General features: G+C 63.6%; 20 protein-coding genes, 6 tRNA genes and 1 pseudogene. 11 read left to right on the forward strand and 16 right to left on the reverse strand.

Going from position 1 to position 22,958, the window contains the following annotated elements:
• Positions 1–115: 115 nt before the first annotated feature.
• The 4 genes from Q9316_RS08170 (at position 116) to tig (ending at position 3,690) form a co-directional block, all read left to right on the forward strand.
• Positions 116–1,219 (forward strand): DUF2157 domain-containing protein, encoded by a 1,104-nt coding sequence (locus tag Q9316_RS08170; RefSeq protein WP_306034688.1) that lies wholly within the window; start codon positions 116–118, stop codon positions 1,217–1,219.
• Positions 1,220–1,222: 3 nt separating this feature from the next.
• The gene (locus Q9316_RS08175; protein WP_306034689.1) at positions 1,223–1,813 is read left to right on the forward strand and encodes a GDYXXLXY domain-containing protein; all 591 of its coding nucleotides are present in this window, start codon (positions 1,223–1,225) and stop codon (positions 1,811–1,813) included.
• A gap of 137 nt (positions 1,814–1,950) precedes the next feature.
• Positions 1,951–2,035 (forward strand) — tRNA-Leu (locus Q9316_RS08180).
• A 179-nt stretch (positions 2,036–2,214) separates the two neighbouring features.
• Positions 2,215–3,690 (forward strand): trigger factor, encoded by a 1,476-nt coding sequence (tig, locus tag Q9316_RS08185; protein WP_306034690.1) that lies wholly within the window; start codon positions 2,215–2,217, stop codon positions 3,688–3,690.
• 88 nt (positions 3,691–3,778) lie between these two features.
• Here the strand turns inward: tig and Q9316_RS08190 are convergent, their stop codons facing one another.
• The 6 genes and pseudogenes from Q9316_RS08190 to Q9316_RS08215 form a co-directional block, all read right to left on the reverse strand.
• Entirely contained in the window at positions 3,779–4,582 is an 804-nt protein-coding gene (locus Q9316_RS08190; protein WP_306034691.1) for an endonuclease/exonuclease/phosphatase family protein, read from the reverse strand.
• Positions 4,583–4,603: 21 nt separating this feature from the next.
• Positions 4,604–6,010, reverse strand: coding sequence for a Si-specific NAD(P)(+) transhydrogenase (sthA, locus tag Q9316_RS08195; protein WP_306034692.1), 1,407 nt, complete (start codon positions 6,008–6,010; stop codon positions 4,604–4,606).
• A 138-nt stretch (positions 6,011–6,148) separates the two neighbouring features.
• Positions 6,149–6,907 (reverse strand): annotated as a pseudogene (gene radC / locus Q9316_RS08200) (RadC family protein); the annotation flags it as partial.
• A 68-nt stretch (positions 6,908–6,975) separates the two neighbouring features.
• Positions 6,976–7,815 (reverse strand): type I methionyl aminopeptidase, encoded by an 840-nt coding sequence (map, locus tag Q9316_RS08205; protein ID WP_306034694.1) that lies wholly within the window; start codon positions 7,813–7,815, stop codon positions 6,976–6,978.
• 30 nt (positions 7,816–7,845) lie between these two features.
• On the reverse strand, positions 7,846–8,565 hold the full coding sequence (gene sfsA / locus Q9316_RS08210; RefSeq protein ID WP_306034695.1) for a DNA/RNA nuclease SfsA: 720 nt from the start codon (positions 8,563–8,565) through the stop codon (positions 7,846–7,848).
• A 6-nt stretch (positions 8,566–8,571) separates the two neighbouring features.
• Positions 8,572–10,428, reverse strand: coding sequence for a PHA/PHB synthase family protein (locus tag Q9316_RS08215; RefSeq protein ID WP_306034696.1), 1,857 nt, complete (start codon positions 10,426–10,428; stop codon positions 8,572–8,574).
• Positions 10,429–10,553: 125 nt separating this feature from the next.
• Here Q9316_RS08215 and Q9316_RS08220 point away from each other — a divergent pair, with 125 nt between their 5' ends.
• The 4 genes from Q9316_RS08220 (at position 10,554) to recJ (ending at position 15,579) form a co-directional block, all read left to right on the forward strand.
• Positions 10,554–10,901: an SHOCT domain-containing protein gene (locus tag Q9316_RS08220; RefSeq protein WP_306034697.1), complete on the forward strand. Its 348-nt coding sequence runs from the start codon at positions 10,554–10,556 to the stop codon at positions 10,899–10,901.
• 175 nt (positions 10,902–11,076) lie between these two features.
• On the forward strand, positions 11,077–12,297 hold the full coding sequence (locus tag Q9316_RS08225) for an LL-diaminopimelate aminotransferase (protein WP_306034698.1): 1,221 nt from the start codon (positions 11,077–11,079) through the stop codon (positions 12,295–12,297).
• A gap of 58 nt (positions 12,298–12,355) precedes the next feature.
• Positions 12,356–13,678: a homoserine dehydrogenase gene (locus Q9316_RS08230; RefSeq protein WP_306034699.1), complete on the forward strand. Its 1,323-nt coding sequence runs from the start codon at positions 12,356–12,358 to the stop codon at positions 13,676–13,678.
• Between the two features lie 98 nt (positions 13,679–13,776).
• Complete coding sequence (gene recJ / locus Q9316_RS08235; protein WP_371877995.1) at positions 13,777–15,579, forward strand: single-stranded-DNA-specific exonuclease RecJ; 1,803 nt, start codon at positions 13,777–13,779, stop codon at positions 15,577–15,579.
• 36 nt (positions 15,580–15,615) lie between these two features.
• Here recJ and Q9316_RS08240 read toward each other — a convergent pair.
• The 6 genes from Q9316_RS08240 to Q9316_RS08265 form a co-directional block, all read right to left on the reverse strand.
• Positions 15,616–15,690: transfer RNA gene (locus tag Q9316_RS08240), tRNA-Glu, on the reverse strand.
• Positions 15,691–15,828: 138 nt separating this feature from the next.
• A tRNA-Glu gene (locus Q9316_RS08245) sits at positions 15,829–15,903 on the reverse strand.
• A gap of 123 nt (positions 15,904–16,026) precedes the next feature.
• The gene (locus tag Q9316_RS08250; protein ID WP_306034701.1) at positions 16,027–16,701 is read right to left on the reverse strand and encodes a methyltransferase domain-containing protein; all 675 of its coding nucleotides are present in this window, start codon (positions 16,699–16,701) and stop codon (positions 16,027–16,029) included.
• A gap of 156 nt (positions 16,702–16,857) precedes the next feature.
• A tRNA-Glu gene (locus tag Q9316_RS08255) sits at positions 16,858–16,932 on the reverse strand.
• Between the two features lie 139 nt (positions 16,933–17,071).
• Positions 17,072–18,391 (reverse strand): YcbK family protein, encoded by a 1,320-nt coding sequence (locus Q9316_RS08260; protein WP_306034702.1) that lies wholly within the window; start codon positions 18,389–18,391, stop codon positions 17,072–17,074.
• A 332-nt stretch (positions 18,392–18,723) separates the two neighbouring features.
• Positions 18,724–19,164 (reverse strand): VOC family protein, encoded by a 441-nt coding sequence (locus Q9316_RS08265; RefSeq protein ID WP_306034703.1) that lies wholly within the window; start codon positions 19,162–19,164, stop codon positions 18,724–18,726.
• A 193-nt stretch (positions 19,165–19,357) separates the two neighbouring features.
• On the opposite strand from Q9316_RS08265, the gene Q9316_RS08270 reads away from it, so the two are divergent.
• Together Q9316_RS08270 and Q9316_RS08275 are read left to right on the forward strand one after the other, a co-directional pair.
• On the forward strand, positions 19,358–19,936 hold the full coding sequence (locus Q9316_RS08270) for a cold-shock protein (protein ID WP_306034704.1): 579 nt from the start codon (positions 19,358–19,360) through the stop codon (positions 19,934–19,936).
• 50 nt (positions 19,937–19,986) lie between these two features.
• Positions 19,987–20,436, forward strand: a complete 450-nt coding sequence (locus Q9316_RS08275) for a DUF192 domain-containing protein (protein ID WP_306034705.1) — start codon at positions 19,987–19,989, stop codon at positions 20,434–20,436.
• 61 nt (positions 20,437–20,497) lie between these two features.
• Here the strand turns inward: Q9316_RS08275 and Q9316_RS08280 are convergent.
• From Q9316_RS08280 to Q9316_RS08290, 3 genes are all read right to left on the reverse strand, one after another.
• Positions 20,498–20,574: transfer RNA gene (locus Q9316_RS08280), tRNA-Arg, on the reverse strand.
• A 9-nt stretch (positions 20,575–20,583) separates the two neighbouring features.
• Positions 20,584–20,889, reverse strand: a complete 306-nt coding sequence (locus Q9316_RS08285) for an ETC complex I subunit (RefSeq protein ID WP_306034706.1) — start codon at positions 20,887–20,889, stop codon at positions 20,584–20,586.
• Between the two features lie 129 nt (positions 20,890–21,018).
• Positions 21,019–21,095: transfer RNA gene (locus Q9316_RS08290), tRNA-Pro, on the reverse strand.
• Positions 21,096–21,242: 147 nt separating this feature from the next.
• On the opposite strand from Q9316_RS08290, the gene Q9316_RS08295 reads away from it, so the two are divergent.
• Entirely contained in the window at positions 21,243–21,785 is a 543-nt protein-coding gene (locus Q9316_RS08295) for a L,D-transpeptidase family protein (protein WP_306034707.1), read from the forward strand.
• 13 nt (positions 21,786–21,798) lie between these two features.
• Here Q9316_RS08295 and Q9316_RS08300 read toward each other — a convergent pair whose 3' ends face one another.
• Entirely contained in the window at positions 21,799–22,950 is a 1,152-nt protein-coding gene (locus Q9316_RS08300; RefSeq protein ID WP_306034708.1) for a ceramide glucosyltransferase, read from the reverse strand.
• Between the last annotated feature and the right edge of the window lie 8 nt (positions 22,951–22,958).

A 22,958-nucleotide genomic window follows, 5' to 3' on the forward strand; every position in this document is an offset into this window, starting at 1 on the left:
TTTAGCGATGATTTGCCCGATTTGCGGATTTCTGCTTCGATTGCGAATTTTTCGCAGCCCTATATCGTCCGGTTGACAAGGCCGGAATCGGCCGGATCGAACGGAGCGGAAATAGATGTACAGGGGCAGGCTGGAACGCGATCTCAAATTATGGGCGACGCAGGGCCTGATCGACGCACAGACCGCCGGGCGCCTGCTCAAGGAATATGATTCCCGCGAAAGCTCCTTCAGTCTCGGCCGCGTGCTGATGATCATCGCAGCGCTGCTTGTCTCCGCCGCCCTTCTGCTGCTGATCGCCGCCAACTGGGATGTCATTCCGCGTCTTGTCCGGCTCGTCGGCATCGTGGCGATCATCTGGGGTGCCTATCTTGCGGGCGGCGTGCTCATCCTGCGCGGGGCGGAGCGGCTTGCCGCCGCTTTCCTGGTGCTCGGCACGCTCGCCTTTGGTGGCGCGATCGCGCTGGTCGGGCAGATGTACCATCTTTCCGGCGATACGTTCCAGGCGATGCTCGTCTGGTTTGCCGGCGCGGTGGTCGCGGCGGCGCTCTTCCGCTCCGGTGCGGTCACGGCGATTGCCGGGTTCCTCGCCTTCGTCGTGGCAGGAGCAGACTGGACGCAGTCCTACAATGCCGACGAAACGGTGCTGCTATGGCTGATCCCGCTGATGGCCGTGATCATCATCCTGCTTGTGCGCTATACGGGCGCCGATCGGGTCCGCCATCTTGCCTATCTGCTGCTCGTGGCCTGGCTTGGCTATATATATGGCGAGAACGAGTCGCCGGTGACCGCCATCGCCATCGCCGGTCTCGGCGCCGTTGCCTATCTCGCTGCCGCCGTACCGCAATCGCCGCTTCATCGCATTGCCCGCAGCGCCGGCGCCGCGCCGGCCTTCTATTCCTATCTTGTGCTGCTGCTCGGCCTCCTCGTGCTTCATGCGGAATTCGACGGCGTCGCGTACCGGCTGTTCCTCGGCATCATCACGCTCGTCGCGGCCATCGCCGGCATTGCGCTGTCCGGCAAGGAGAACGGCGCGGTACGCTATCTCGGTTATGCCGCCTTCGCGGCCGAGACGCTTTACCTTGCCTCCGAAACGATCGGCTCGATCATCGGCACCTCCGGCTTCTTCCTCGTCTCCGGCGTGGTGGTGGCACTGATCGCCTGGGCGGTGATCGCGCTGGAGCGGCGCTTTACCGCCGCGCAGACGAAAGTGGAGGCCTGAACCATGACCGGAACCCGGTTCTTCCGTCTTTCGCCACTCGTCGCCGCCATTGTCGCCGCTGCGCTCCAGACCGCCGTCATCGGCTACATGGTCGAGAGCCGCGCCTCCATCCTGCGCAGCGGCGCGGATATCAAGCTGAAGACGCTGCCCGTCGATCCGCGCGATCTCCTGCGCGGCGACTATGTGATCCTGTCCTATCCGATCTCGACCATCCCGAAGTCGATCGTCACCGGCGAGGTGCCGCAAGGCGGCACGCGCGGCCGCCTTGCCGTTCGCCTGCAGCCGGGCGCCGATGGCCTGTGGACCGCCACGGAGGCGAGTTTCGGCACCCTCGCGCCGCAGGAGGGCAGCGTCGTGCTGCGCACGCTGCCGCTCGATTTCTACACGTCCGTCGCGGGCGGCATTCCCGATACGCTCTTCGTCCAATACGGAATCGAGCGCTATTATGTGCCGGAAGGCGAGGGCAGGGTGCTGGAGGATGCCCGCAACCAGGAAGAGCTGGAGGTGGAGGTGCGCGTCGGAACGGACGGCACGCCGCAGATCGCCCGGCTGATCCTGAAAGGCGAGCCCATCTACGACGAACCGCTATATTGACCGCAAGCGGCCGGGAGAACGGACGTTCGGCCGCATTTTTCCTTTGATCCGCCGGAAACGGGTGATATAGAGACGCCGCGCTCGGAAGGCGCCATGGGAGCGACTTCGAGCCGCCCTTGGCAAGCGGTTTCTGAGACGCGGGTATGGTGAAATTGGTAGACACGCCAGATTTAGGTTCTGGTGCCGCAAGGCGTGGGAGTTCAAGTCTCTCTACCCGCACCAGAGCCACCAAACGTGGAAACGAGAGGTTTCCGCGTGCAGTGGGCATTGTAGAGCGCCATTTTGCTTGCCAAAAGGCCACCGAATTCAGTAAAGCCACTGCCGGCAAATGGACCGGCGGGGTGCTCGCCATAACCGGCAGGCCGGTTTGAGCACCGCCAACTCGAAATGAAGGTTTGAACATGCAGGTTATCGAAACGCTCGCTGAAGGGCTGAAGCGCGAAATCAAGGTCGTCATCCCGGCCAAGGACATGGAAGCTCAGATGAACGAGCGTCTTGAGGATGTGAAGGGCCGTGTCCGCATCAACGGCTTCCGTCCGGGCAAGGTGCCGTTCGCACATCTCAAGAAGATGTACGGCAAGTCCGTCATGGCCGAACTCGTCAACGAGATCGTCCGCGACCGTCCGTCTTCGATTCTCTCCGAGCGTGGCGAAAAGTCCGCGACGCAGCCGGAAGTCGCGATGACCGAAGATCAGGCCGAAGCCGAGAAAATCCTCGCCGGCGAAGCCGATTTCGAATTCACCCTGTCCTACGAAGTCATTCCGGCCATCGACCTGAAGGACAATTCCGGCATCGCCGTTACTCGCGAAGTCGTTGACATCGACGGCGCGGAAGTTGACGAGCAGATCCTCAAGATCGCCGAAAGCGCCCGTTCCTACGAGACGAAGAAGGGCAAGGCCGCTGACGGCGACCGCGTCACCATCGACTATCTCGGCAAGGTCGACGGCGTCGCCTTCGACGGTGGCAAGGACGAGGACGCAGAACTCGTTCTCGGCTCCAACCGCTTCATTCCGGGCTTCGAAGAGCAGCTCGTCGGCCTCAAGGCTGGCGACGAGAAGGTCATCACCGTGAACTTCCCGTCCGACTACCCGGCCGCCAACCTCGCCGGCAAGGAAGCTACCTTCGACATCAACGTCAAGGAAGTTGCCGCTCCCGTCGACGTCGAGATCAACGACGAGCTCGCCAAGAAGCTCGGCCTCGAATCGGCCGACAAGCTGCGCGAAATCGTCCGCGGCCAGATCGAAAGCCAGTACGGCTCGGTCACCCGCCAGAAGGTCAAGCGTCAGATCCTCGACCAGCTCGACGAGATGTACAAGTTCGACACGCCGGAGCGCCTAGTCGACGCCGAGTTCGAGAACATCTGGCGCCAGATCAACACGGACCTCCAGCAGTCCGGCAAGACCTTCGCCGACGAGGACACGACGGAAGAGGCCGCGCGCGAGGAATATCGCAAGCTCGCCGAACGCCGCGTCCGCCTCGGCCTCGTTCTCTCGGAAATCGGCGAAAAGGCCGGCGTCCAGGTAACGGACGAAGAGATGCAGCAGTCGCTCTACCAGCAGCTCCGCCAGTTCCCGGGCCAGGAAAAGCAGATCCTCGAATACTTCCAGAAGACCCCGGGTGCCGCCGCATCGCTGCGCGCGCCGATCTTCGAAGAGAAGGTCGTCGATCACCTGCTCGGCGAGATCAAGGTAACGGACAAGACCGTTTCCAAGGACGAGCTGATGGCTGACGACGAAGAGGGTTCCGAAAAGGAAGCCAAGAAGGCGCCCGCCAAGAAGAAGGCTGCCGCCAAGGCCGAAGCTGCGGAAGGCGAAGAAGCCGCTCCGAAGAAGAAGGCCCCGGCCAAGAAGAAGGCCGCTGAAGGCGACGCCGAGTAATCGGTTCGACAACCGCGTATCGAAAGGCCGCCTCCGGGCGGCCTTTTTGTTGGCAGCTAGGAAAAGGCGCCACGTGTCCTGACGGATTTCACCCGAGGGTCAGCAACAGCGCCCGGTGATCCGAAACCTCCGGCGACTCGACCACCGTAAACGCGGCAACCCGCACCTGTTGGTTCACCAGCATGTAATCGGCATAACGTCCCGGCTTTGTATAGAGCGACGTGCGCGTGTCGGTGAAGCCGTTGCCGGTGACGAGGTCGGCAAGACCGAGGCGGGCGAGGGTCTTGAAGGTGTTGCTCTCGGGCAGGATATTCAGGTCGCCGCAGAAGACGAGCGCTTCGTCGCTGCTGTGCAGGCGCTCGATCAGGGCGACGAGCGCTTCCGCCTGCGCCTCCCGGCAAGGCGTGTCGCCTTTGCCGTTCTCGGTTCGCAGGCCATGGCACTGCACGATGCAAATCGGCCGGTCCGCCTCGTAGTCGTACAGGCGGAAGGCATGCGCATTGCGTGAGCGCGGATGGGAGCCGAAGCCATGCGGCGAGAATGTCTGGTGCACGAAGTCGAGCGCCTGGCCGATGACGGGGAAGTCCTGCCGGATGAAGGTGGCGAGCCCGAATTCCTGCCAGCAGGCCTCATCGCCATCCATCAGTTCGCCGCGCATGGAGGGCGCGAAGAAGCCGTCATGCGCGGGCAGGGCGGCGGCGATGTCCTGGTAGAGATTGGCGCGCTGCTGCAGTTCGACCGCGCCGTCGCGATAGGTCAGCCAATCGGACCGTGCGCCGATGGCGCGCGGCACTTCCTGCAGGCAATAGACATCGGCGTCGACCTTAATGAGGTAATCGATGAGCGGGGCGTGCAGCATGCCGCCCCAGACGTTCAGCGACAGGATTTTCATGTGCCGCTCCCTTGGGCGGGGTCAACCCGTCTGCGACAGGTCGCCCATGCGGTTCCAGGCGTCGAGGCCGGCGATCTTGTAGGCTTCGGCGAGTGTCGGGTAGTTGAAGGTGTTCTCGACGAAATATTCGACGGTCCCCTTCAGGTTCAGCACGGCCTGGCCGATATGCACGAGCTCGGTCGCGCCTTCGCCGACGATGTGCACGCCGAGCAGGCGACGTGTCTTCAGCGAGAAGATCATCTTCAGGAGCCCGGAATTAAGGCCCATGATGTGGCCGCGGGAGGTCTCGCGGAAGCGCGCCATGCCGCATTCATAGGGAATGCCGCGCTCCTTCACCTCTTCCTCGGTGAGGCCGCAGGTGGAGATTTCCGGCACGGCATAGATGCCGTAGGGGAAATACTTCGGCGGCTCCTTGGCGATGGCGCCGACCGCGACGCGGGCGGCGATGCGCCCCTGCTCCATCGACGTGGACGCAAGGCTCGGGAAGCCGACGACGTCGCCGGCGGCGTAGATATGCGGCACTTCCGTCTGGAAGGTCTCGGGGTTCACGCTGAGGCGGCCGCGCGAATCGGCCGTCAGGCCCGCGGCGGCAAGGTTCAGGCTGTCCGTCGCCCCAACGCGGCCGGCGGCATAGAGCACCATGTCGCAGGTGACGTGGCGGCCGTTGTCCATCGTGATCTCACACTTGCCGTTGGCAAGTTTCTCGACCTTGTCCGCCTTCTGGCCGAGGATCAGCTTCATGTTGCGGTCGCGCAGGTCGTGGATGAACTCCTCGACGATCTCGCGGTCGATGAAGTCGAGGATGGTCGATTTCGGATCGATGACCGTGACCTGCGTGTCGAGCGCCGAGAAGATCGTGGCATATTCGATGCCGATGACGCCCGCGCCGATGACCGCCATGGAGCGCGGCAGTTCCTTGATGTCGAGCAGTTCGTCGCTGTCGAGCACGCTGACGCCGTCGAAAGGGATGCTTTCCGGGCGATAGGGTTTCGTGCCGACGGCCAGCATGATGCTCTTGCCGTTGACATGGATGGTCTCGCCGTCGTCCTTGACGATTTCCATGGTCTCCGGCGTGAGGAATTTCGCCTTGCCGCGGATATGCTGCACGCGGTTGCGGGCAAATTGGTGTTCCAGCACCTCGACCTCGTGGTCGAGCGTGATGAGCAGGCGACGGCGCAGGTCGTCGGCGCTGATCTCCTGCTTCACGCGGTAGGCGCGGCCGTAGAAGCCGCGCTCGCGCCAGCCGGAAAGGTTGAGCGCGGTCTCGCGCAGGGTCTTGGAGGGAATGGTGCCGGTATGCACCGAAACGCCGCCGACGCGCTTGCCCTGTTCCACGACGAGAACCTTGCGCCCGAGCTTGGCCGCCTGAATGGCGCCGCGCCGGCCTGCGGGGCCGCTGCCCACGACAACGAGATCGTATTCCTGCATGTGAGATTGCCTCAGTCTTCAGCGGGAAGAATCGCATTGCATTGCAGCAATTGTCTTTACCGCGCAAATTTCGTCAACCGAATGTGGCAGGGAACCGTTTCAATCGGATGAAGGTCCGCTCATCCGATTCCGGGAATCCTACATAAGTCTCAGTCCTTTGAGACTGGCATGCCCGTCCTTGCCGATGATGATGTGGTCATGCACCGTAATACCAAGCGGACGGGCGGTTTCCACGATCGTCTTCGTCATATCGATGTCCGCGCGCGACGGCGTCGGATCACCGGAGGGATGGTTATGCACCAGGATGATGGCGGTCGAGGATAGTTCCAGCGCACGGCGCACCACTTCGCGCGGATAGACGGGCGTGTGATCGACCGTGCCGCGACCCTGCACTTCGTCGGCAATCAGCGCGTTGCGCTTGTCGAGGAAGAGGATGCGGAACTGCTCGCGCGGCTCATGCGCCATGGCGGCGTGGCAATACTGGATGACCGAGGACCAGGAGGCGAGCACGGTCTTGTTGCGGATCTCGCTTTTCAGCGTGCGCTGGGCGACGGCGGAGACGAGCTTCAGGTCGAGCGCCACCGCCTCGCCGATGCCCTTGACCTCCTGCAGCAGCGCCGGCGTCGCGCCGAAGACGCCGGACAGCGTGCCGAAGCGGTCGAGCAGCGCCTTGGCCACCGGCTTGGTGTCGCGGCGCGGGATCAGGCGGAAAAGCAGCAGTTCGAGGATTTCGTAATCGGCAAGCGCCGTGTCGCCATGGTCACGGAAGCGGGTGCGCAGGCGCTCGCGATGGCCGTGATAATGCTTGTCGTCCGCCTCGGGGATGGCCTTTGCAGGTGTCGTGCGGGCCGGGCGCTCGAAGAAATGGCCGCGCTCGTCGACAGGGTCGAAAAGATCGTCGGCGATCGCCGGGTCGTCCACCGGGCCGGCGGCGGGTGTCGTGTCCGGGCGTCCGCGCGATCCTGTCATGAGCGGCCTTGCGCGGGAAGGCCGGGGCGATCGAGGCCGCCGGGCGAAAGCGTGAAGATTTCGCAGCCGTCCGCCGTCACGCCGACGGTGTGCTCGTACTGGGCCGAAAGCGAGCGGTCGCGCGTCACCGCGGTCCAGCCGTCGGACAGCACCTTCACATGCGGGCGGCCGAGATTGATCATCGGCTCGATGGTGAAGATCATGCCTTCCTTCATCTCCGGGCCCTCGTTGGAACGCCCGTAATGCAGGATGTTGGGCGCATCGTGGAACAGCCGGCCGACGCCATGGCCGCAGAAATCCCGCACGACCGAGCAGCGCTCGGCTTCCGCATAGACCTGGATCGCCTCGCCGATCGCGCCCGTGCGTGCGCCGGGCCTTACCGCCGCGATGCCGCGCATCAGGCATTCGTGGGTGACTTCAAGAAGGCGCTCGGCGGCGCGCTTGATCTCGCCGACGGGGTACATGCGGCTCGAATCGCCGTGCCAGCCATCAAGGATATAGGTGACGTCGATATTGACGACATCGCCCTCGCGCAGCGGCTTGTCGTTGGGGATGCCGTGGCAGACGACGTGGTTGATCGAGGTGCAGCTCGACTTGGTGTAGCCGCGATAGTTCAGCGTTGCGGGCAGGGCGCCGTGGTCTATGCCGAACTCGAAGACGAAGCGGTCGATGACGTCGGTGGCGACGCCCGGCTTAACCAGCGGATAGAGTTCGTCGAGGCAGCGGGCCGTGAGCTGGCAGGCCTTGCGCATGCCGGCAAAGGCATCGGCGTCGTAAAGGCGGATCACGCCCGTGTTCTTCGGCGGCGCGGCGGTCGCGTCGATATAGGTCACCATGGTCGAACTTTCGCTAGTCTTTCCGAACGTTCATAAAGCAGGCAAACCGGGTTCGTCCATGGCGATCGATGCCACAGGCTGGATTTGCTGGGATGTAACCGCGCATTTCACCGCATAGGCCTCCACGCCGCGCGACAGCGCCCGCCGAAAGCCGCTGGCATAGGCCGGGTCGAGGTCCGCGCAGATGCGGAAGCGCTCGCAGTCCTCGCGCTGGACGAGATAGAGCATGACGGCGCGAAAGCCGGCCTCGGCCATGGCGCCGAGTTCTTCCAGGTGCTTTGCGCCGCGCGCCGTCACCGTGTCGGGAAATTCGGCAAGGCCGGCCGCGCGGCGGAAATGCACGTTCTTCACCTCGACATAGGCCGGCGGCCGGCCGTCGCCGGACAGAAGGATGTCGATGCGCGAATTGCGCCCGTACTTGCGTTCGCGCTCCACCACCGGATAGCGGCCGAGATCGGCGACGAGGCCGGCAAGGATCGCTTCTTCGGCGAGACGGTTCGGCAGGCCGGTATTGATGCCGACGACGGTGTCGTCCGCTTCCACCAGTTCGAGGCGATGGCGGTGCTTGCGGGTCGGGCTGTCGCTCGTCGACATCCAGATGCGCGAGCCCGGTGCGGTGAGCCCGCGCATCGAGCCGGTATTGGGGCAGGAGCCGGTGATCGCCGATCCGTCGTCGAGGACGGCGTCGAACAGGAAGCGCTTGTAGCGCTGAACGAGGGTGCCGGAAACGAGCGGCGGATCGAATATCATGCGGCGTCAGGCACGCACACGCACATAGGAGCCGGGCGCTTCCTCGATGGAGTTCATCGTGCCGCCGGTCTTGCGGGCCGGCACCATGCGGTCGTCCTCGGCCTTGATCCATTCATGCCAGTGCGGCCACCAGGAGCCGGGCGTTTCCGTCGTCTTCTTCACCCAGTCCTCGAATTCGCCCTTCACCGGGCCGCCCGTCCAGAACTGGTACTTCATCTTGTCCGGCGGGTTGACGACACCGGCGATATGGCCGGACCCTGCCATCACGTAGGTCACCTTGCCGCCGAAGAACTTGCTTCCGACGAAGACCGATTTGGCCGGCGCGATATGATCTTCCTTGGTGGCGAGATTGTAGATCGGAATCTTGACGTCCTTCAGCGAAATCTTCTTGCCGGCCAGCACCATCTCGCCCTTGGTGAGAGTGTTGTTCAAGTAACAATTCCTGAGATAAAACGAGTGGTTGGATGCTGGCATTCGTGTGGAATCTGAATTCCAATACAAAAGGTCGAAGGGCATTGGATCCTGGCCCTTCAGGTAGTTGTTGACGAAGTAGGGCCAGATCAGCTCGGAGGCGCGCAGCATGTTGAAGGCGGTCGCCATCTTGGAGCCGTCGAGATAGCCTGTCGCCTTCATGCCGCGTTCGATGAGGTCGATCTGCTCTTCGTCGGCGAAGACCTTGAGATCGCCCGCATGGGTGAAATCGACCTGCGTGGTGAAGAACGTCGCGGAGCGGATGCGCTTGTCGCCTTCCTGGCCGTGCAGCGCGAGCGTCGCGGCCAGCAGCGTGCCGCCGACGCAATAGCCGATGGCGTTGACCTCTTCCTCGCCGGTCGCCTGGCTGATCGTATCGAGCGCAAAGCCGATGCCCTCGCGCGCATAGGATTCCCAATCCTTGGCGGCGTGGCGCTCGTCCGGGTTGACCCACGAGATCACGAAGACGGTGTGGCCCTGGTCGACAGCCCATTTGATGAAGGACTTCGCGGGGTTGAGATCGAGGATATAGAACTTGTTGATCCATGGCGGGCAGATGAGGAGAGGGCGCTTCAGCACCTTTTCCGTCGTCGCATCGTACTGGATGACCTGGCAGACGTCGCTCTGCGCCAGCACCTTGCCCGGCGTCAGCGCCATGTTCTCGCCGATGGCGAACTTGCTGGTGTCGGTCTGGCGCATCTTCAGGTCGCCCTTGCCGGCGGCGATGTCCTCGGCGAGCATCTTCATGCCGCGCACGAGATTCGCGCCGTTGGAGGCGACCGTCTCGCGATAGAGCTGCGGGTTGGTGGTGATGAAGTTGGTCGGCGAAATGGCGCTGGCGATCTGCTTCACGTAGAAGCCGGCCTTGTGGCGCGTGTGCTCGTCGAGCCCTTCGGCGTCCGCCACCAGCTTTTCCGCCCAGTCGGAGGTCACGAAATAGGCCTGCCGCAGGAAATCGAAGAAGGGGTTGTTGACCCAGTCCTCGTCGGCAAAGCGCTTGTCCCTGGCGTGCGGGTCGGGCGCCGCCTCGACCTCCTGGCCGCCGAGGCGGTTCAGCGTGCGCGACCAGATATTGAAGTAGCTGCCGAGCAGCATGGTCTGCGCCTCGAGCGTCCGGCGCGGGTCGGTCAGCCAGTATTCGGAAACCTTGGAGAGCGTCTTGACCATGTCGACCATCGGTTCGGACACGGTATCGACCTTTTCGCCGCTCTCGCGGGGGGCGAGCCAGGCGGAGGCCGCCTTGCCGAGCTGCTCGACGGTGCGGGCGAAATTGACCGTCAGGGCCTCGGGATCCTTGACGATATAGGGCTCGACGGCGGCAGGATCGAAGGGCTGAAAACCGGGCTTGTTTCCGGCCGCATCGCGTTCTCTCGCTTTGCTGTCCTCGGCCATCGCTCCCTCCCGATTTTATTGTCGCTTTTGTATTTTTACATTCGGTCCGAAACAGATTACAAGGGCCCCGAAGCCTTTCGCCGCACGATCCGGACAAGATCGTTTCGTCAGGAGCATACAGCCACATGGCGTTCGAATTCAGGCGCATCAGCGCCGCCCTTCTCATGGCCGCCATGCCGGTGGTTCTCGCCTCCTGCGCGTCGTCCGCTTCTTCAGGGGCGCCTGCGACAGTCAATGCCGGTGCCAACCGGTCGGGAATCTATCCAGACATCACCGCGATCGTCAGCGCCGAGACGCAGCAGATGAGCGATCAGGAAGCGGCCGATACCGCCGCGCGCCTGTCGGCGCTGTCGCATCGCCGCAGTTCCGGCGCGATTTCCGAAGCGGAATACCGCCGCCAGCTCGCCGAATTGCAGGCCTTGCGCGACAGCCACGGCAAGACGACGCTTTCTGAAATCGAAGGCGCGAAATAGCGCTTGCCTTTCTTGCCGTTTGGCAGCAAAGCGGAGGACGGTCATTTGGCCGCCGGTGCGGGCGGAGCGCCTTCATTTTGAACGCTTTCGCCCTTACCCAGTTACTTGAATCGCGCGGAGTTTTGCGTCGTCCGGCAGGGCCGCCGGAGGGGCTTCGCGCCCAACGGGGTTGAAGATGGAAGAGTTTCACAAGGTCCGGCGTTTGCCGCCGTATGTTTTCGAACAGGTCAACCGTTTGAAAGCAAGCGCGCGAGCGGGCGGCGCCGACATCATCGACCTTGGCATGGGCAACCCCGACCTGCCGACCCCCAAGGCGATCGTCGACAAGCTCTGCGAGGTCGTTCAGGACCCGCGCACGCACCGCTATTCCTCCTCGAAGGGCATTCCGGGCCTGCGCCGCGCCCAGGCCGCCTATTACGCCCGCCGCTTCGGCGTGAAGCTGAACCCGGAGACGCAGGTCGTTGCGACCCTCGGCTCCAAGGAAGGCTTCGCCAACATGGCGCAGGCGATCACCGCGCCCGGCGACGTCATCCTCTGCCCGAACCCGACCTATCCGATCCATGCCTTCGGCTTTCTGATGGCCGGCGGCGTGATCCGGTCCCTGTCGGTCGAGCCGGACGAGAGCTTCTTCCCGCCGCTCGAGCGCGCCGTGCGCCACTCGATCCCCAAGCCGCTGGCGCTGATCATCAATTATCCGTCGAACCCGACGGCACATGTCGCGAAGCTTGATTTCTACAAGGACGTCATCGCCTTCGCGAAGAAGCACGACATCATCGTGCTGTCCGACCTTGCCTATTCGGAAATCTATTTCGACGACAACGCGCCGCCGCCGTCCGTGCTGGAAGTGCCCGGGGCCATCGACATCACCGTCGAATTCACCTCCATGTCGAAGACCTTCTCCATGCCAGGCTGGCGCATGGGCTTCGCCGTCGGCAACGAGCGCCTGATCGCGGCGCTGACGCGCGTCAAATCCTACCTCGATTACGGCGCCTTCACGCCGATCCAGGTGGCCGCGACGCACGCGCTCAACGGCGACGGCTCTGATATTGCCGAAGTGCGCAACGTCTACAAGCGCCGCCGCGACGTGATGGTCGATACGTTCGGCAAGGCGGGCTTCGAAGTGCCGCCGCCGGCCGCCACCATGTTCGCCTGGGCGAAGATTCCGGAAAAGTTCCGCCACCTCGGCTCGCTGGAATTCTCCAAGCTTCTCGTCGAGAAGGCCGATGTGGCCGTCGCGCCCGGCATCGGCTTCGGCGAGATGGGCGACGACTATGTGCGCCTCGCACTGGTCGAGAACGAGCACCGCATCCGCCAGGCGGCGCGCAACATCAAGAAGTTCCTTTCCACGGCGGACGAGACGATGCACAACGTCATCTCGCTAAACGCCCATCGCTGAAAATCCGCCCTCCGCGCTTCAAGCGGAGGGCCTTCTTCCAAACGTATAGGACATGACCATGGCTGATGCCCTGAAGATCGGCATTGCGGGCTTGGGTACCGTTGGTGCCGCGCTCGCGAAGATTCTCGTCGAACGCAGGGACATGCTCACGACAACCTGCGGCCGGCCGATCGAGATCGCCGCCGTCACGGCGCGCAGCAAGGGCCGCGACCGCGGCGTGGACCTTTCTTCCGTAGAATGGTTCGACGATCCGGTCGCGCTCGCCCGCGACGCCGATATCGATGTCTTCGTGGAACTGATGGGCGGGGCGGGCGATCCTGCTTATGCAGCCGTCAAGGCGGCGCTCGGGCGCGGCGTCCATGTCGTCACCGCCAACAAAGCGCTGCTTGCCGCCCACGGCGTCGAGCTTGCCGGCATTGCGGAAAAGCACGGCTCGCTGCTCAACTACGAGGCGGCGGTCGCCGGCGGTATCCCGGTCATCAAGGCGCTGCGCGAGTCGCTGACGGGCAACACGATTTCCCGCGTCTACGGCATCATGAACGGCACCTGCAACTACATCCTGACCAAGATGGAGAAGGAAGGCCTCAGCTTCGAAGCCTGCCTGAAGGAAGCCCAGCGCCTCGGCTATGCCGAAGCCGACCCGGCCTTCGACATCGAGGGCAACGACACGGCGCACAAGCTGTCGATCCTGACGACGCTCGCCTTCGGCACGAAGATCGCGGCCGACGACATCTATCTCGAAGGCATCACCAACATCTCCATCGACGATATCCGCGCCGCCGCCGATCTCGGCTACCGCATCAAGCTGCTCGGCGTGGCGCAGAAGACCGATACCGGCGTCGAACAGCGCGTGCATCCGACCATGGTGCCGCTCGACAGCGTCATCGCGCAGGTCGATGGCGTGACGAATGCGGTCGCCATCGAATCCGACATTCTCGGCGAACTCCTGATGGTCGGCCCCGGCGCCGGCGGCAACGCCACGGCCTCGGCCGTGCTCGGCGATATCGCCGACATCGCCAAGAGCCGCCCCGGCGCGCAGACCGTTCCGGCCCTCGGCCGTCCAGCCGCGGCACTCGCGCCTTACAAGCGCGCGCAGATCCGCAAGCATCACGGCGGCTACTTCATCCGCCTGTCGGTCGAGGATCGCACGGGCGTCTTCGCCAGCATTGCCAAGCACATGGCGGAAAACGGCATTTCGCTCGAATCGATCGTGCAGCGCGCGCAGTCGACGACCGAATCGACCGATCCGAAGACGATCATCCTCGTCACCCATGCGACGATGGAGGATTCCGTCCGCAAGGCGGTCGCCTCCATCAAGGGCGAGGGCTATCTCGTCGGCGAGCCGCAGGTGATCCGCATCGAACGGCCGAAGACGGCTTGATCGCTGCCTCCCATCGCGAACAGCGCCGTGCCCGCCTCCGCCCTTGCGCCGGAGCGCGGGCACTGGTCTTTTAGGGCCCAGCAGGAGCGGCCATGAGCATGTTGGAAAATGCAGATCCCGTCAGCCGGGCTTTTCTCGGCGTCGAGCGCTCGGCGACGGGCCAGCGCTGGATGGCGCGCCTCGACCAGGCGGGGGAGAACCGTGCGCTGGCGATGAGCCAGACCCACGGCCTGCCGGACCTGATTTCCCGCGTGCTGGCGGGGCGGGGCGTGCCCTTCGAGACGGCGCCGGAATTCCTCGATCCAACGCTGCGCCGCCTCATGCCGGAACCCTTCAGCCTGATGGACTGCGAGGCCGCGACGGAGCGGCTGGCCCGCGCCATCGAGCGGCGCGAGCGCGTCGCGATCTTCGGCGACTACGACGTGGACGGCGCGTCGTCCTCGGCACTGCTCTATCGCTTCCTTGCGCATTTCGGCGTAGAGGCGGAAATCTACATTCCCGACCGCATCTTCGAGGGCTACGGGCCGAATCCCAATGCCATCGGTCAGCTCATCGAGCGCGGCGCGCAGCTCATCGTCACCGTCGATTGCGGCTCGACGAGCCATGAATCGCTCGCCGTGGCCCGCGAACGCGGCATCGACGTCGTCGTCATCGACCATCATCAGGTCGGCGAGGACCTGCCGCCGGCTCTGGCGCTCGTCAATCCGAACCGTGAGGACGATCTTTCGGGGCAGGGACACCTTTCCGCCGCCGGCGTCGTCTTCCTCGTTCTGGTGGCCCTGCAAAGGCTGCTGCGCCAGCGCGGGGATGCCCGCGCCGCGAGCTTCGATCTCCTCTCGATGCTCGACCTCGTGGCGCTCTCGACGGTCTGCGACGTCGTTCCGCTGAAGGGGCTCAACCGCGCCTATGTGGTGAAGGGCCTCGTTGCCGCGCGCCATCTCGGCAATGCCGGCTTGACGGCGCTGCTGAAGCAGGCGGGCATCGGCGGACCGGTAACGCCCTACCATCTCGGCTTCCTCGTCGGCCCGCGCATCAATGCGGGCGGGCGCATCGGCGATGCGGCGCTCGGCAGCCGGCTCCTCACGCTGGACGAGCCGGGCGAGGCCGAACGTATCGCCAAGCAGCTTGACGAGCTCAACCGCGAGCGTCAGGCCATGGAGGTGGCGATGCTCGCCGAGGCGGAGGCCGAAGCGCAGGCGGAATACGGCACGGGCGAGAATGCCGCGGTGATTCTGACGGCCCGCGAGGGCTGGCATCCCGGCGTCGTTGGCCTTCTCGCCTCGCGCCTGAAGGACCGTTTCCGCCGCCCCGCCTTCGCCATCGCCTTTGATCCCTCGGGCAAGGGCACGGGATCGGGACGTTCGATCAGCGGCTTCGATCTCGGCCGCATGGTGCGCGCCGCCGTGGAGGAGGGCATCCTCGTCAAAGGCGGCGGCCATGCCATGGCGGCGGGCCTGACGGTGGAGCGCGGCAATCTCGGCCGCCTGCGCAGCTTCTTTGAGGAGCGCGCGGAGCGCACCGTGCGCGATCTGGTGGCCGTCGAGACCCTGAAGATCGACGGCGCCCTCAGCGCGAGCGGCGCGACACTGGCGCTTGCCGACCAGCTCGAACAGGCCGGCCCCTACGGTTCCGGCCATCCGCAGCCGATCTTCGCGCTGCCGGCGCACCGCATCCGCGACGTGCGCCCCGTTGGCGTCAATCACCTGCGTATCGGCCTTGAAGGCCCCGACGGCGGCCGGCTCGACGCGATGGCCTTCCGCGCGGCGGAAGCCGATCTCGGGCTTTTCCTGATGAAGGAGCGCGGGAAAGCGGTGCATTTCGCCGGCACGCTTTCGGCCGATAGCTGGCAGGGAAGCCGGCGCATGCAGTTCCGCATCCTGGACGCCGCGAAGGCGTTCTGACGGATAAGATTTCGATGATGATGCGAGGGAAGACCGTGGCACGCCCTAGGGGAGTCGAACCCCTCTTTTCAGAATGAAAATCTGACGTCCTAACCGATAGACGAAGGGCGCGTGCGGTGGGCGTTTTCTAGTCGGCCCCGCCGATTTGCGCAAGCCTTAAATGCAGGAATTTTCAGTTTTTTCCCGCTTGCACAACCACGCGATTCCACTCTCCGAGCGAGATGAAGCGATCTGGACTGCGAGGGAAAGTGGCACGCCCTAGGGGAGTCGAACCCCTCTTTTCAGAATGAAAATCTGACGTCCTAACCGATAGACGAAGGGCGCGTGCGGTGGGCGTCTTCTAATCAGGCCCGGGCGGATTCGCAAGACGAAAAATGGCGTTCGGCGGAACTTTTTCAATAACCTGAACAGGTCATGTCAGATCAGCGGAATTTCGCGCGCAAACGGTCAGGGCTTCCGCCCCGTCACCCTCACCATGACATAGGATGGGTAGGTGCGGTTCCACTCCTCGAGCATATCGTAGGGCACGATATGCTCCGGCGGGACGATCATGCACTGCTCGCCATATTCGGCTGCATCCACCACCAGGCCGGCATCCTCGAAAATAAGCCGCAGGGCTTCCTTGCTGAATCGGAAGAAATCGTTGGGATGGCCGTGGATGGGAAAGCACTGGTGCGTCACGACGAGAAAGGCCCCACCGGGTTTCAAGACGCGTGCCACTTCCTTAGCCGCGATCCAGGGTCTTTCCAGATGCTCGAAAACCGCATCGGCGATAAAGCAGCCGAAACGGTCACTCCATTCAGGCGGCAGGGCATGGAGGTCGCCCAACATATCGACATCCAGGCCATCGCGAATGTCGAGCCTGATATAGTCCTCATGCGGAACCCAGGGGAAGGCGCCGCGGCTGTGTGTGCTGCGCGTCGGATCGGATCTGCGTGTGCCGACCTCCAGAACGCTCATGGGTTTGTTGGCGCGGATATTCTGGTTGAAGATGCCGTATGGGTCGACCTGTGGCGTATGAACCTGCGGCGACAGCATCGGTTTTGGTTGCGGCGCAGCAGCCTGTCGCCTGGAGAAAATCCTCAAGATGCCCCTCGCAATGTTCGGGTTGTGGAACCACACGTTGAATCTCTCTAACAGAAACCCGTCGGCGTCTCTATCGCATCCAGCATGTCGCTGTTGGCGATCCCATGGTTTTCGTTGGGCTGGAGCAGATTCCAGGCGAAAAACGATATCGTTCGCCGAAATGCAGCAGGATCATATTTCTGGAGAGGACCGTGGCACGCCCTAGGGGAGTCGAACCCCTCTTTTCAGAATGAAAATCTGACGTCCTAACCGATAGACGAAGGGCGCATGCGGTGGGCGTCTTATAGAAGGGCCTTTTGCCTTCCGCAAGCGGGAAAAAGCCGTTGCGACAAAAAAATGAAAAGCCGCCCGGAGGCGGCCTTTGATGCGGGAAATGGCATCCATCCCAGTGGTTTAGCGGTATCCGTCACTTGCGCCGACGGCAGCGCCAGTTCCAGTCACGCTCCGGCCCGATGTCGATATGCACGGATTCGGTATGGCAATAGGTGCCGACGCCGCCGCGGCCCGGCATGCTGCGCAGGTAGTCCGCAAGCTCCCATTTGGTCACGCCGGAGATCTGGATGTCCGCTGCCTCGCAGCGCGTGTGCAAAGACTGTTTCGCACGGTTGACCTTGATGCCGCGCAGGCCGGAGGTGACGATGATCGGCTTGTCATAGTGCTTCTCGATCGTCTTCAGCACCTGCAGCAGCTCCGGCTTGAAACAGCCGGTCTTCACCTTCTCGGTCTGCAGCCAGAGGCCGTTCGGCGCAAGGCGCGCAAGGCCGGCAAGCGAGGCGACTTCCTTGAACTGCGGCGCATCGTCCTCGACCTCCTCGGCCTCGGAATGATCCGTCGAATCGGTCGCCATAAGCGCATTGCCGGTCTTCACGCCGGGCAGGGTGCCGAGCGAGGCCATCTGCGTGGTGTTGGCGGTGTCGCGGTTCAGCACGCGGCGCGGCTTTTGCGCGAAGCGGTCGCCGTCGAATTCGCCCTTGGCCTCGCGCTTGCTGGCGAAGAGCGAGGCGAGCGTGAGCGTCTTGCGATTTTGGTCTTTCGTCTGCGTCGCCGTTTCCGGCAGGGCAACGGCGGCGCCGTCCTCCGCCGGCGCGGCGAGCGCCATGTCCGCCGCGTTGCCGTTCGCCGTTTCCGCGACGAGCGCCGTGCGCGCCGTCTTCGGGATCGGGACGTTCTCCGGCAGGATGACGGCTTGTTCACCGCCCGGCGTCACGAGCGGCTGCTGCGCGGACGAATCGACCCGCGGCATGTCCTCGACGGGCAGGCGACCGCTCTGGTCGCCGCCCTGCGCCGCGCCGGAACTGGCATAGAGACTGTTGACGGCTGCGTTCGTGCCTCCGGTCTGCGCGCTATAGGCCGTGCCGGTCGGCGTGACCTGGCCGCCGTTGGAATAGATGCTCGCCTTGCCGGCATTGAGCGTGGTCGGCTGCATGACGAGGCCGGCCACATCGTTGCCCGCTTCGCCGGCTGCCTGCTGGTCGGTCGCGCCTGCCGCATCGGCCGTGGCATGTGCACCCTGAGCCGATCCATCGGCAGCCACCACCGGCGTAGTGGTTTCGTCGCTGCTGCCTTCGGCGACGGTCTCGTCGCTTTCCTGCGCGGCCTTCATGTCCGCGCGCATATCCGTGGAGACTGCGGAAACGCAGCCCGAGAGCGTGGCAACCGAGACGGCCAGCAGCAATCCATACCGCAGCGTCTTGAGGCGCGGCCACTTTCCCTGCGTGTCCTGCAAAGGCTTTCCCCCGCTTTCGACGTTCGGGCCCCCGGTCTTGCCGCCGGTCGGGCCATTTCTTCAAACAGTCGCAACCGCAATTGAGAAAAGCCGAAAAGGGCCAAGTTGCGGTTGCTGCGATGTTACCGTTTCGGCCGATCCTGTAAAGGCCGAAGCGTGTGAAGCCGTGGAACGCGGAACGGAAGCATCCGGCTCGGGAATCGGCCGGAAACGCCCCCTCACGCTGGCGATCGACCGGAACGGCAAGAATCTTCCGGTCAAATAAGGCGAAACGATGGTTTCTTACCGTCGATATAGGGCGCCAGCTTTGCCCGGAGCTTGCGTCAGATGGCTTACCAGGCGCCGGTATTGCCCATCGAGGCCCAGGGCTCGGCCGGTGCGAGGCTTTCGCCCTTCTGGAGGATTTCGATGGAGATGCCGTCGGGCGAGCGCACGAACGCCATGTGGCCGTCGCGCGGCGGGCGATTGATGGTGACGCCGTTGTCCATCAGCTTCCGGCAGATCGCGTAGATATCATCGACCTCGTAGGCGAGGTGGCCGAAATTCCGGCCGCCGGCATAGTCCTCGCTGTCCCAATTGTAGGTGAGTTCCAGGCAGGGCGCCGCGTTTTCGCGCGCCGCCGCGACATCCTCCGGCGCTGCCAGGAAGATCAGCGTGAAGCGGCCCTTTTCGTTCTCGTAGCGGCGAACCTCTTCAAGACCGAAAAGCGTGCAGTAGAAATGGAGGGACTGGTCGACGTCTTTGACGCGGACCATCGTGTGAAGATAACGCATGGAAAAATCCTCTAAAAGGGAATCGCCTGAAGATTAGGTTTTTGTCAGCCTCAGGCAAGCCTTGCGGCCTACCAATGGTGACAGCAAAACTTTCAAGGGGGCTTGCGCACTCGCATCGGGACAATGTTATTCTGGTTATCAAGAATCAGTTAACCGTAACTCATGTGACGCGTAAACGAGGGGCTGGCAGGTCATGGTGGACAGGGTGTCTTCAAAGGAAATCACAGCGCGTGATGACCAGAGCAATGACGCTGTCGATCTGATCGAGATCACCGGCGTCATCAAGTGGTTCGACGTCGCCAAGGGCTTCGGCTTCATCGTGCCCGACAACGGCATGCAGGACGTGTTGCTGCACGTCACCTGCCTGCGCCGGGACGGCTATCAGACGGTGCTGGAAGGCACGCGCGTCGTCGCGCTGATCCAGAAGCGCGACCGCGGCTACCAGACCTTCCGCATTCTTTCCATGGACCAGTCGACGGCCGTGCATCCCTCGCAGATGCCGCCGGTCAAGACCCATGTGCAGGTCACGCCCTCGAGCGGGCTGGAGCGTGTGCTGGTGAAATGGTTCAACCGTACCAAGGGCTTCGGCTTCCTGACGCGCGGCGAAGGCACGGAAGACATCTTCATCCATATGGAGACGCTGCGCCGCTTCGGCCTGACCGAACTGCGCCCCGGCCAGGTCGTCCTGGTACGCTTCGGTGATGGCGACAAGGGGCTGATGGCTGCGGAAATCCACCCCGACATGCCGGCTCCGGGCGGCAGGGCGCATTGATGATGCGCTTGGCGCGGGGCCTTGGTGCGGCACGTCTGGCAAGCGCCGTCATGGCGCTTTTTCTTTGCGTTTCCGTCACCGCCGCGCGCGCGGAAGAAAAATTCGACACGCAGCCGCTGACGATCGTCACGAGAGACGGCAAGAGCCATGCCTTCACGGTGGAGCTTGCCGTGACGCCGCGCCAGCGCGAGCAGGGGCTGATGAATCGCAGGGAGATGGCCGAGGACCGCGGCATGCTCTTCGCCTTCGGCGAGACGCGGCAGGTCTTCATGTGGATGAAGAACACCTATCTGCCGCTCGACATGCTGTTCCTCGGCAAGGACGGCAAGATCCGCACGATCAAGGAAAACGCCGAGCCGCTTTCCGAAGCGATCATCGATTCGAAAGGGCCGATCGACTACGTGCTGGAACTGAACGGCGGCACCGTGAAACGCCTCGGCATCCGCACCGGCAACCGCGTCGAGAACGAGCTGATTCAGTCCCTGCGCAAGGCGCAGTAGAAGGCCGGCGGCCAGTTTCTGTCAGCAATCAAAGAGAATGCGGACGATCTGCGGGCGAATATGGCGACCCCTGCAGGGCTCGAACCTGCGACATTCTGCTTAGAAGGCAGATGCTCTATCCAGCTGAGCTAAGGGGCCGATGGGACCTCAGTGGGTCCAGGGCTGCATGCGGTTGAAGCGGAAGTTGTCCGGATAGGCGACGCGCTTGCGGGTCGCTTCCTTCGGCTCGATCAGGCGGTATTCGATGCCCTTGCGCTCGGCATAGGCAATCGCCTCCTCGCTGGTCTCGAAGGTCAGCTTCACCTGCTGGAACATGTCGCCGGAGCTCGTATAGCCCATGATCGGGTCGATCGTCCGCGGTTTTTCGGCATCGAACTCCAGAACCCATAGATGAGTCTTGGCCTTGCCGGACTGCATGGCTGTCTTGGCGGGACGATAGATCTTCGCGGTCATCGAAGCGGCTCCAGAATTCTCGCATAAAGGCGCACCGTTCCGCCGGCGCGCGTTCGAGAATGCATAACCCGAATTCCGTAAAGGGGAAATGACCGGAAGAGCATTTGGCATCGAAACGCCCGCCGGACGTGGTCGGAGTGGAGAGATTCGAACTCCCGACCCTCTGGTCCCAAACCAGATGCGCTACCAGACTGCGCTACACTCCGTCCGTCCCGGCGATGGGGAGATACACGCATCCGCTTGACGTCGCAACAGCAAATGGCCTCTTTCTGGATGTTGTTACAGGGAAACTGTCTTTCCGGGCGATGGCGATTCGGCCCGATCGTCGCAGATAAAGAATGCCGCGAGAATATATGCTCAAGAAGATCCTGTTCATCACCCTCCTGCTGGTCGCCGCCCTGTTTGCCTACACCAAGGTCATGGCCCGCATCGGCTCGGGCGAGCCGCCGCAGATGCGTGCCGCTGACCAGCGGGCGGATCGGATCACGGTTGAAAAAGCGAAGCGGCAAATGACCCTTCTGCGGGACGGTAAGGTCCTGAACACGTATCGCATCTCGCTGGGGCGCGATGGCGACGGCGGGCACAAGCGGCGGGAAGGCGACCAGAGGACGCCGGAAGGAACGTATGTCATCGACTGGCGCAATCCGCGATCGTTGGCGCATCTGAGCCTGCATATTTCCTACCCGGATGCGAAGGACAAGCAGGCCGCGGATGCCGCCGGCTACGCTCCCGGCGGCAATATCATGATCCACGGCCTTGCCAATGGCTGGGGCTGGCTCGCGCCGGTGCATCATCTCTGGGACTGGACCGACGGATGCATCGCCGTCACCGATGCGCAGATGCGCGAGATATGGGCGACGGTGCCCGACGGTACGCCGATCACCATTCGCCCGTAATCGCTGGCTCGGCTCAAGGGCCGGCCGGCGCTTCCTTCAGTTCGCAGGCCGTGGTGCCGATTGTCATCGTGTTGCCGCGCCAGTCGATCGTGCCGCCGAGCCAGGCGCGCAGCCAAATGGCGGGCATCATGATGTCGCGGACGAGCATCGCCGGAACAGAAAAGAGGGAGAGGCGCCAGCCCTTGGCGAAGGCGAGGCCGATTTCCGGCAGGTAGACGGCGGCAAGAACCAGCAGGATGACGGGGGCGAGCGCCGTGTCGCCGAGGAGGGCCGCAGTGACGGCCAAAAGCAGCGGCGGCAGGATGCCGAGCAGGATTTCAGGCGCGAAGAAGCAGGGGAAGGTGACGCGGCGCAGGCGCGACCAGCGGCACTGGCGCGACCAGATCTCCTGTCCGGTGCGGCGACCGAGCGGCTGCTCGAAGGGCGAGGAGACGAGATGGACCTGAAGGCCGAGCCGGTTGACGAGCTTTGTCGAGGCCGCATCCTCGGCGATTTCCGCGTTCAGCGCCTGGATGCCGCCGTTCGCGTCCAGCATGGGCTTGTACCAGAGCATGCTCTTGCCTTGCGCGAAACCGAGGCCGAGCGCCTCGCCGGCATATTGCCAGCGCGCCTGCTGGGTGTTGAGGAACATGCATTCCACCTCGGCCCAGAAGCCATCCGGCCGGGAGCCGAGCGGCGTCGAGCAGACGACGCCGGAATTGTCCCGCCAGCCGGCCATCAGGTGCTGGATGTAATCAGGCGGCATCAGCACGTTGGAATCGGCAAGGATCACCCAGTCGTGCCGGGCGGCCTGCCAGCCCTTGACGCAGTTGTTGAGTTTGGGATTGGCGCTGATGCGGTCGTCGCCGACAAGGATGCGCGATGCGACATGCGGATGGGCGGCCGCCGTCTTCTCTATTTCCGGAATGATCGGATCGCTGCCGTGGGCGACGCAGAAGAGCAGTTCGTAGCTCGGCCAGGTGAGGCGGAAGGCGCGATCCAGCGTCTCAGCGGAAAAGTTTTCGATGCCGCGAACGGGGACGACGATAGAGACGGGCGGCTTCTTGCGGATGTCTCGCGGCGGCGCATCGGTCGCTTTCAGCCGCCTGCCGGCGATGAGGATGCTGGCGAGGTTGGTCGCGACAAGAGCGCCCGAGGCAAGGGCGAGGGCCTGAGCCATGTCCATTCACGCGT

Origin of the sequence: Shinella zoogloeoides (assembly GCF_030733845.1) — a bacterium.
GTDB lineage: Bacteria > Pseudomonadota > Alphaproteobacteria > Rhizobiales > Rhizobiaceae > Shinella > Shinella zoogloeoides_C.

Coding starts and splice junctions, on each gene's coding strand:
- Q9316_RS08295 (WP_306034707.1), top strand. CDS start 21,243: ATGCTCAAGAAGATCCTGTTCATCACCCTCCTGCTGGTCGCCGCCCTG.
- Q9316_RS08275 (WP_306034705.1), top strand. CDS start 19,987: ATGGCGCTTTTTCTTTGCGTTTCCGTCACCGCCGCGCGCGCGGAAGAA.
- Q9316_RS08300 (WP_306034708.1), bottom strand. CDS start 22,950: ATGGACATGGCTCAGGCCCTCGCCCTTGCCTCGGGCGCTCTTGTCGCG.
- Q9316_RS08285 (WP_306034706.1), bottom strand. CDS start 20,889: ATGACCGCGAAGATCTATCGTCCCGCCAAGACAGCCATGCAGTCCGGC.
- Q9316_RS08265 (WP_306034703.1), bottom strand. CDS start 19,164: ATGCGTTATCTTCACACGATGGTCCGCGTCAAAGACGTCGACCAGTCC.
- recJ (WP_371877995.1), top strand. CDS start 13,777: ATGTTGGAAAATGCAGATCCCGTCAGCCGGGCTTTTCTCGGCGTCGAG.
- map (WP_306034694.1), bottom strand. CDS start 7,815: ATGGTGACCTATATCGACGCGACCGCCGCGCCGCCGAAGAACACGGGC.
- Q9316_RS08170 (WP_306034688.1), top strand. CDS start 116: ATGTACAGGGGCAGGCTGGAACGCGATCTCAAATTATGGGCGACGCAG.
- Q9316_RS08215 (WP_306034696.1), bottom strand. CDS start 10,428: ATGGCCGAGGACAGCAAAGCGAGAGAACGCGATGCGGCCGGAAACAAG.
- Q9316_RS08225 (WP_306034698.1), top strand. CDS start 11,077: ATGGAAGAGTTTCACAAGGTCCGGCGTTTGCCGCCGTATGTTTTCGAA.
- sfsA (WP_306034695.1), bottom strand. CDS start 8,565: ATGATATTCGATCCGCCGCTCGTTTCCGGCACCCTCGTTCAGCGCTAC.
- Q9316_RS08220 (WP_306034697.1), top strand. CDS start 10,554: ATGGCGTTCGAATTCAGGCGCATCAGCGCCGCCCTTCTCATGGCCGCC.
- sthA (WP_306034692.1), bottom strand. CDS start 6,010: ATGCAGGAATACGATCTCGTTGTCGTGGGCAGCGGCCCCGCAGGCCGG.
- Q9316_RS08230 (WP_306034699.1), top strand. CDS start 12,356: ATGGCTGATGCCCTGAAGATCGGCATTGCGGGCTTGGGTACCGTTGGT.
- Q9316_RS08190 (WP_306034691.1), bottom strand. CDS start 4,582: ATGAAAATCCTGTCGCTGAACGTCTGGGGCGGCATGCTGCACGCCCCG.
- tig (WP_306034690.1), top strand. CDS start 2,215: ATGCAGGTTATCGAAACGCTCGCTGAAGGGCTGAAGCGCGAAATCAAG.
- Q9316_RS08175 (WP_306034689.1), top strand. CDS start 1,223: ATGACCGGAACCCGGTTCTTCCGTCTTTCGCCACTCGTCGCCGCCATT.
- Q9316_RS08270 (WP_306034704.1), top strand. CDS start 19,358: ATGGTGGACAGGGTGTCTTCAAAGGAAATCACAGCGCGTGATGACCAG.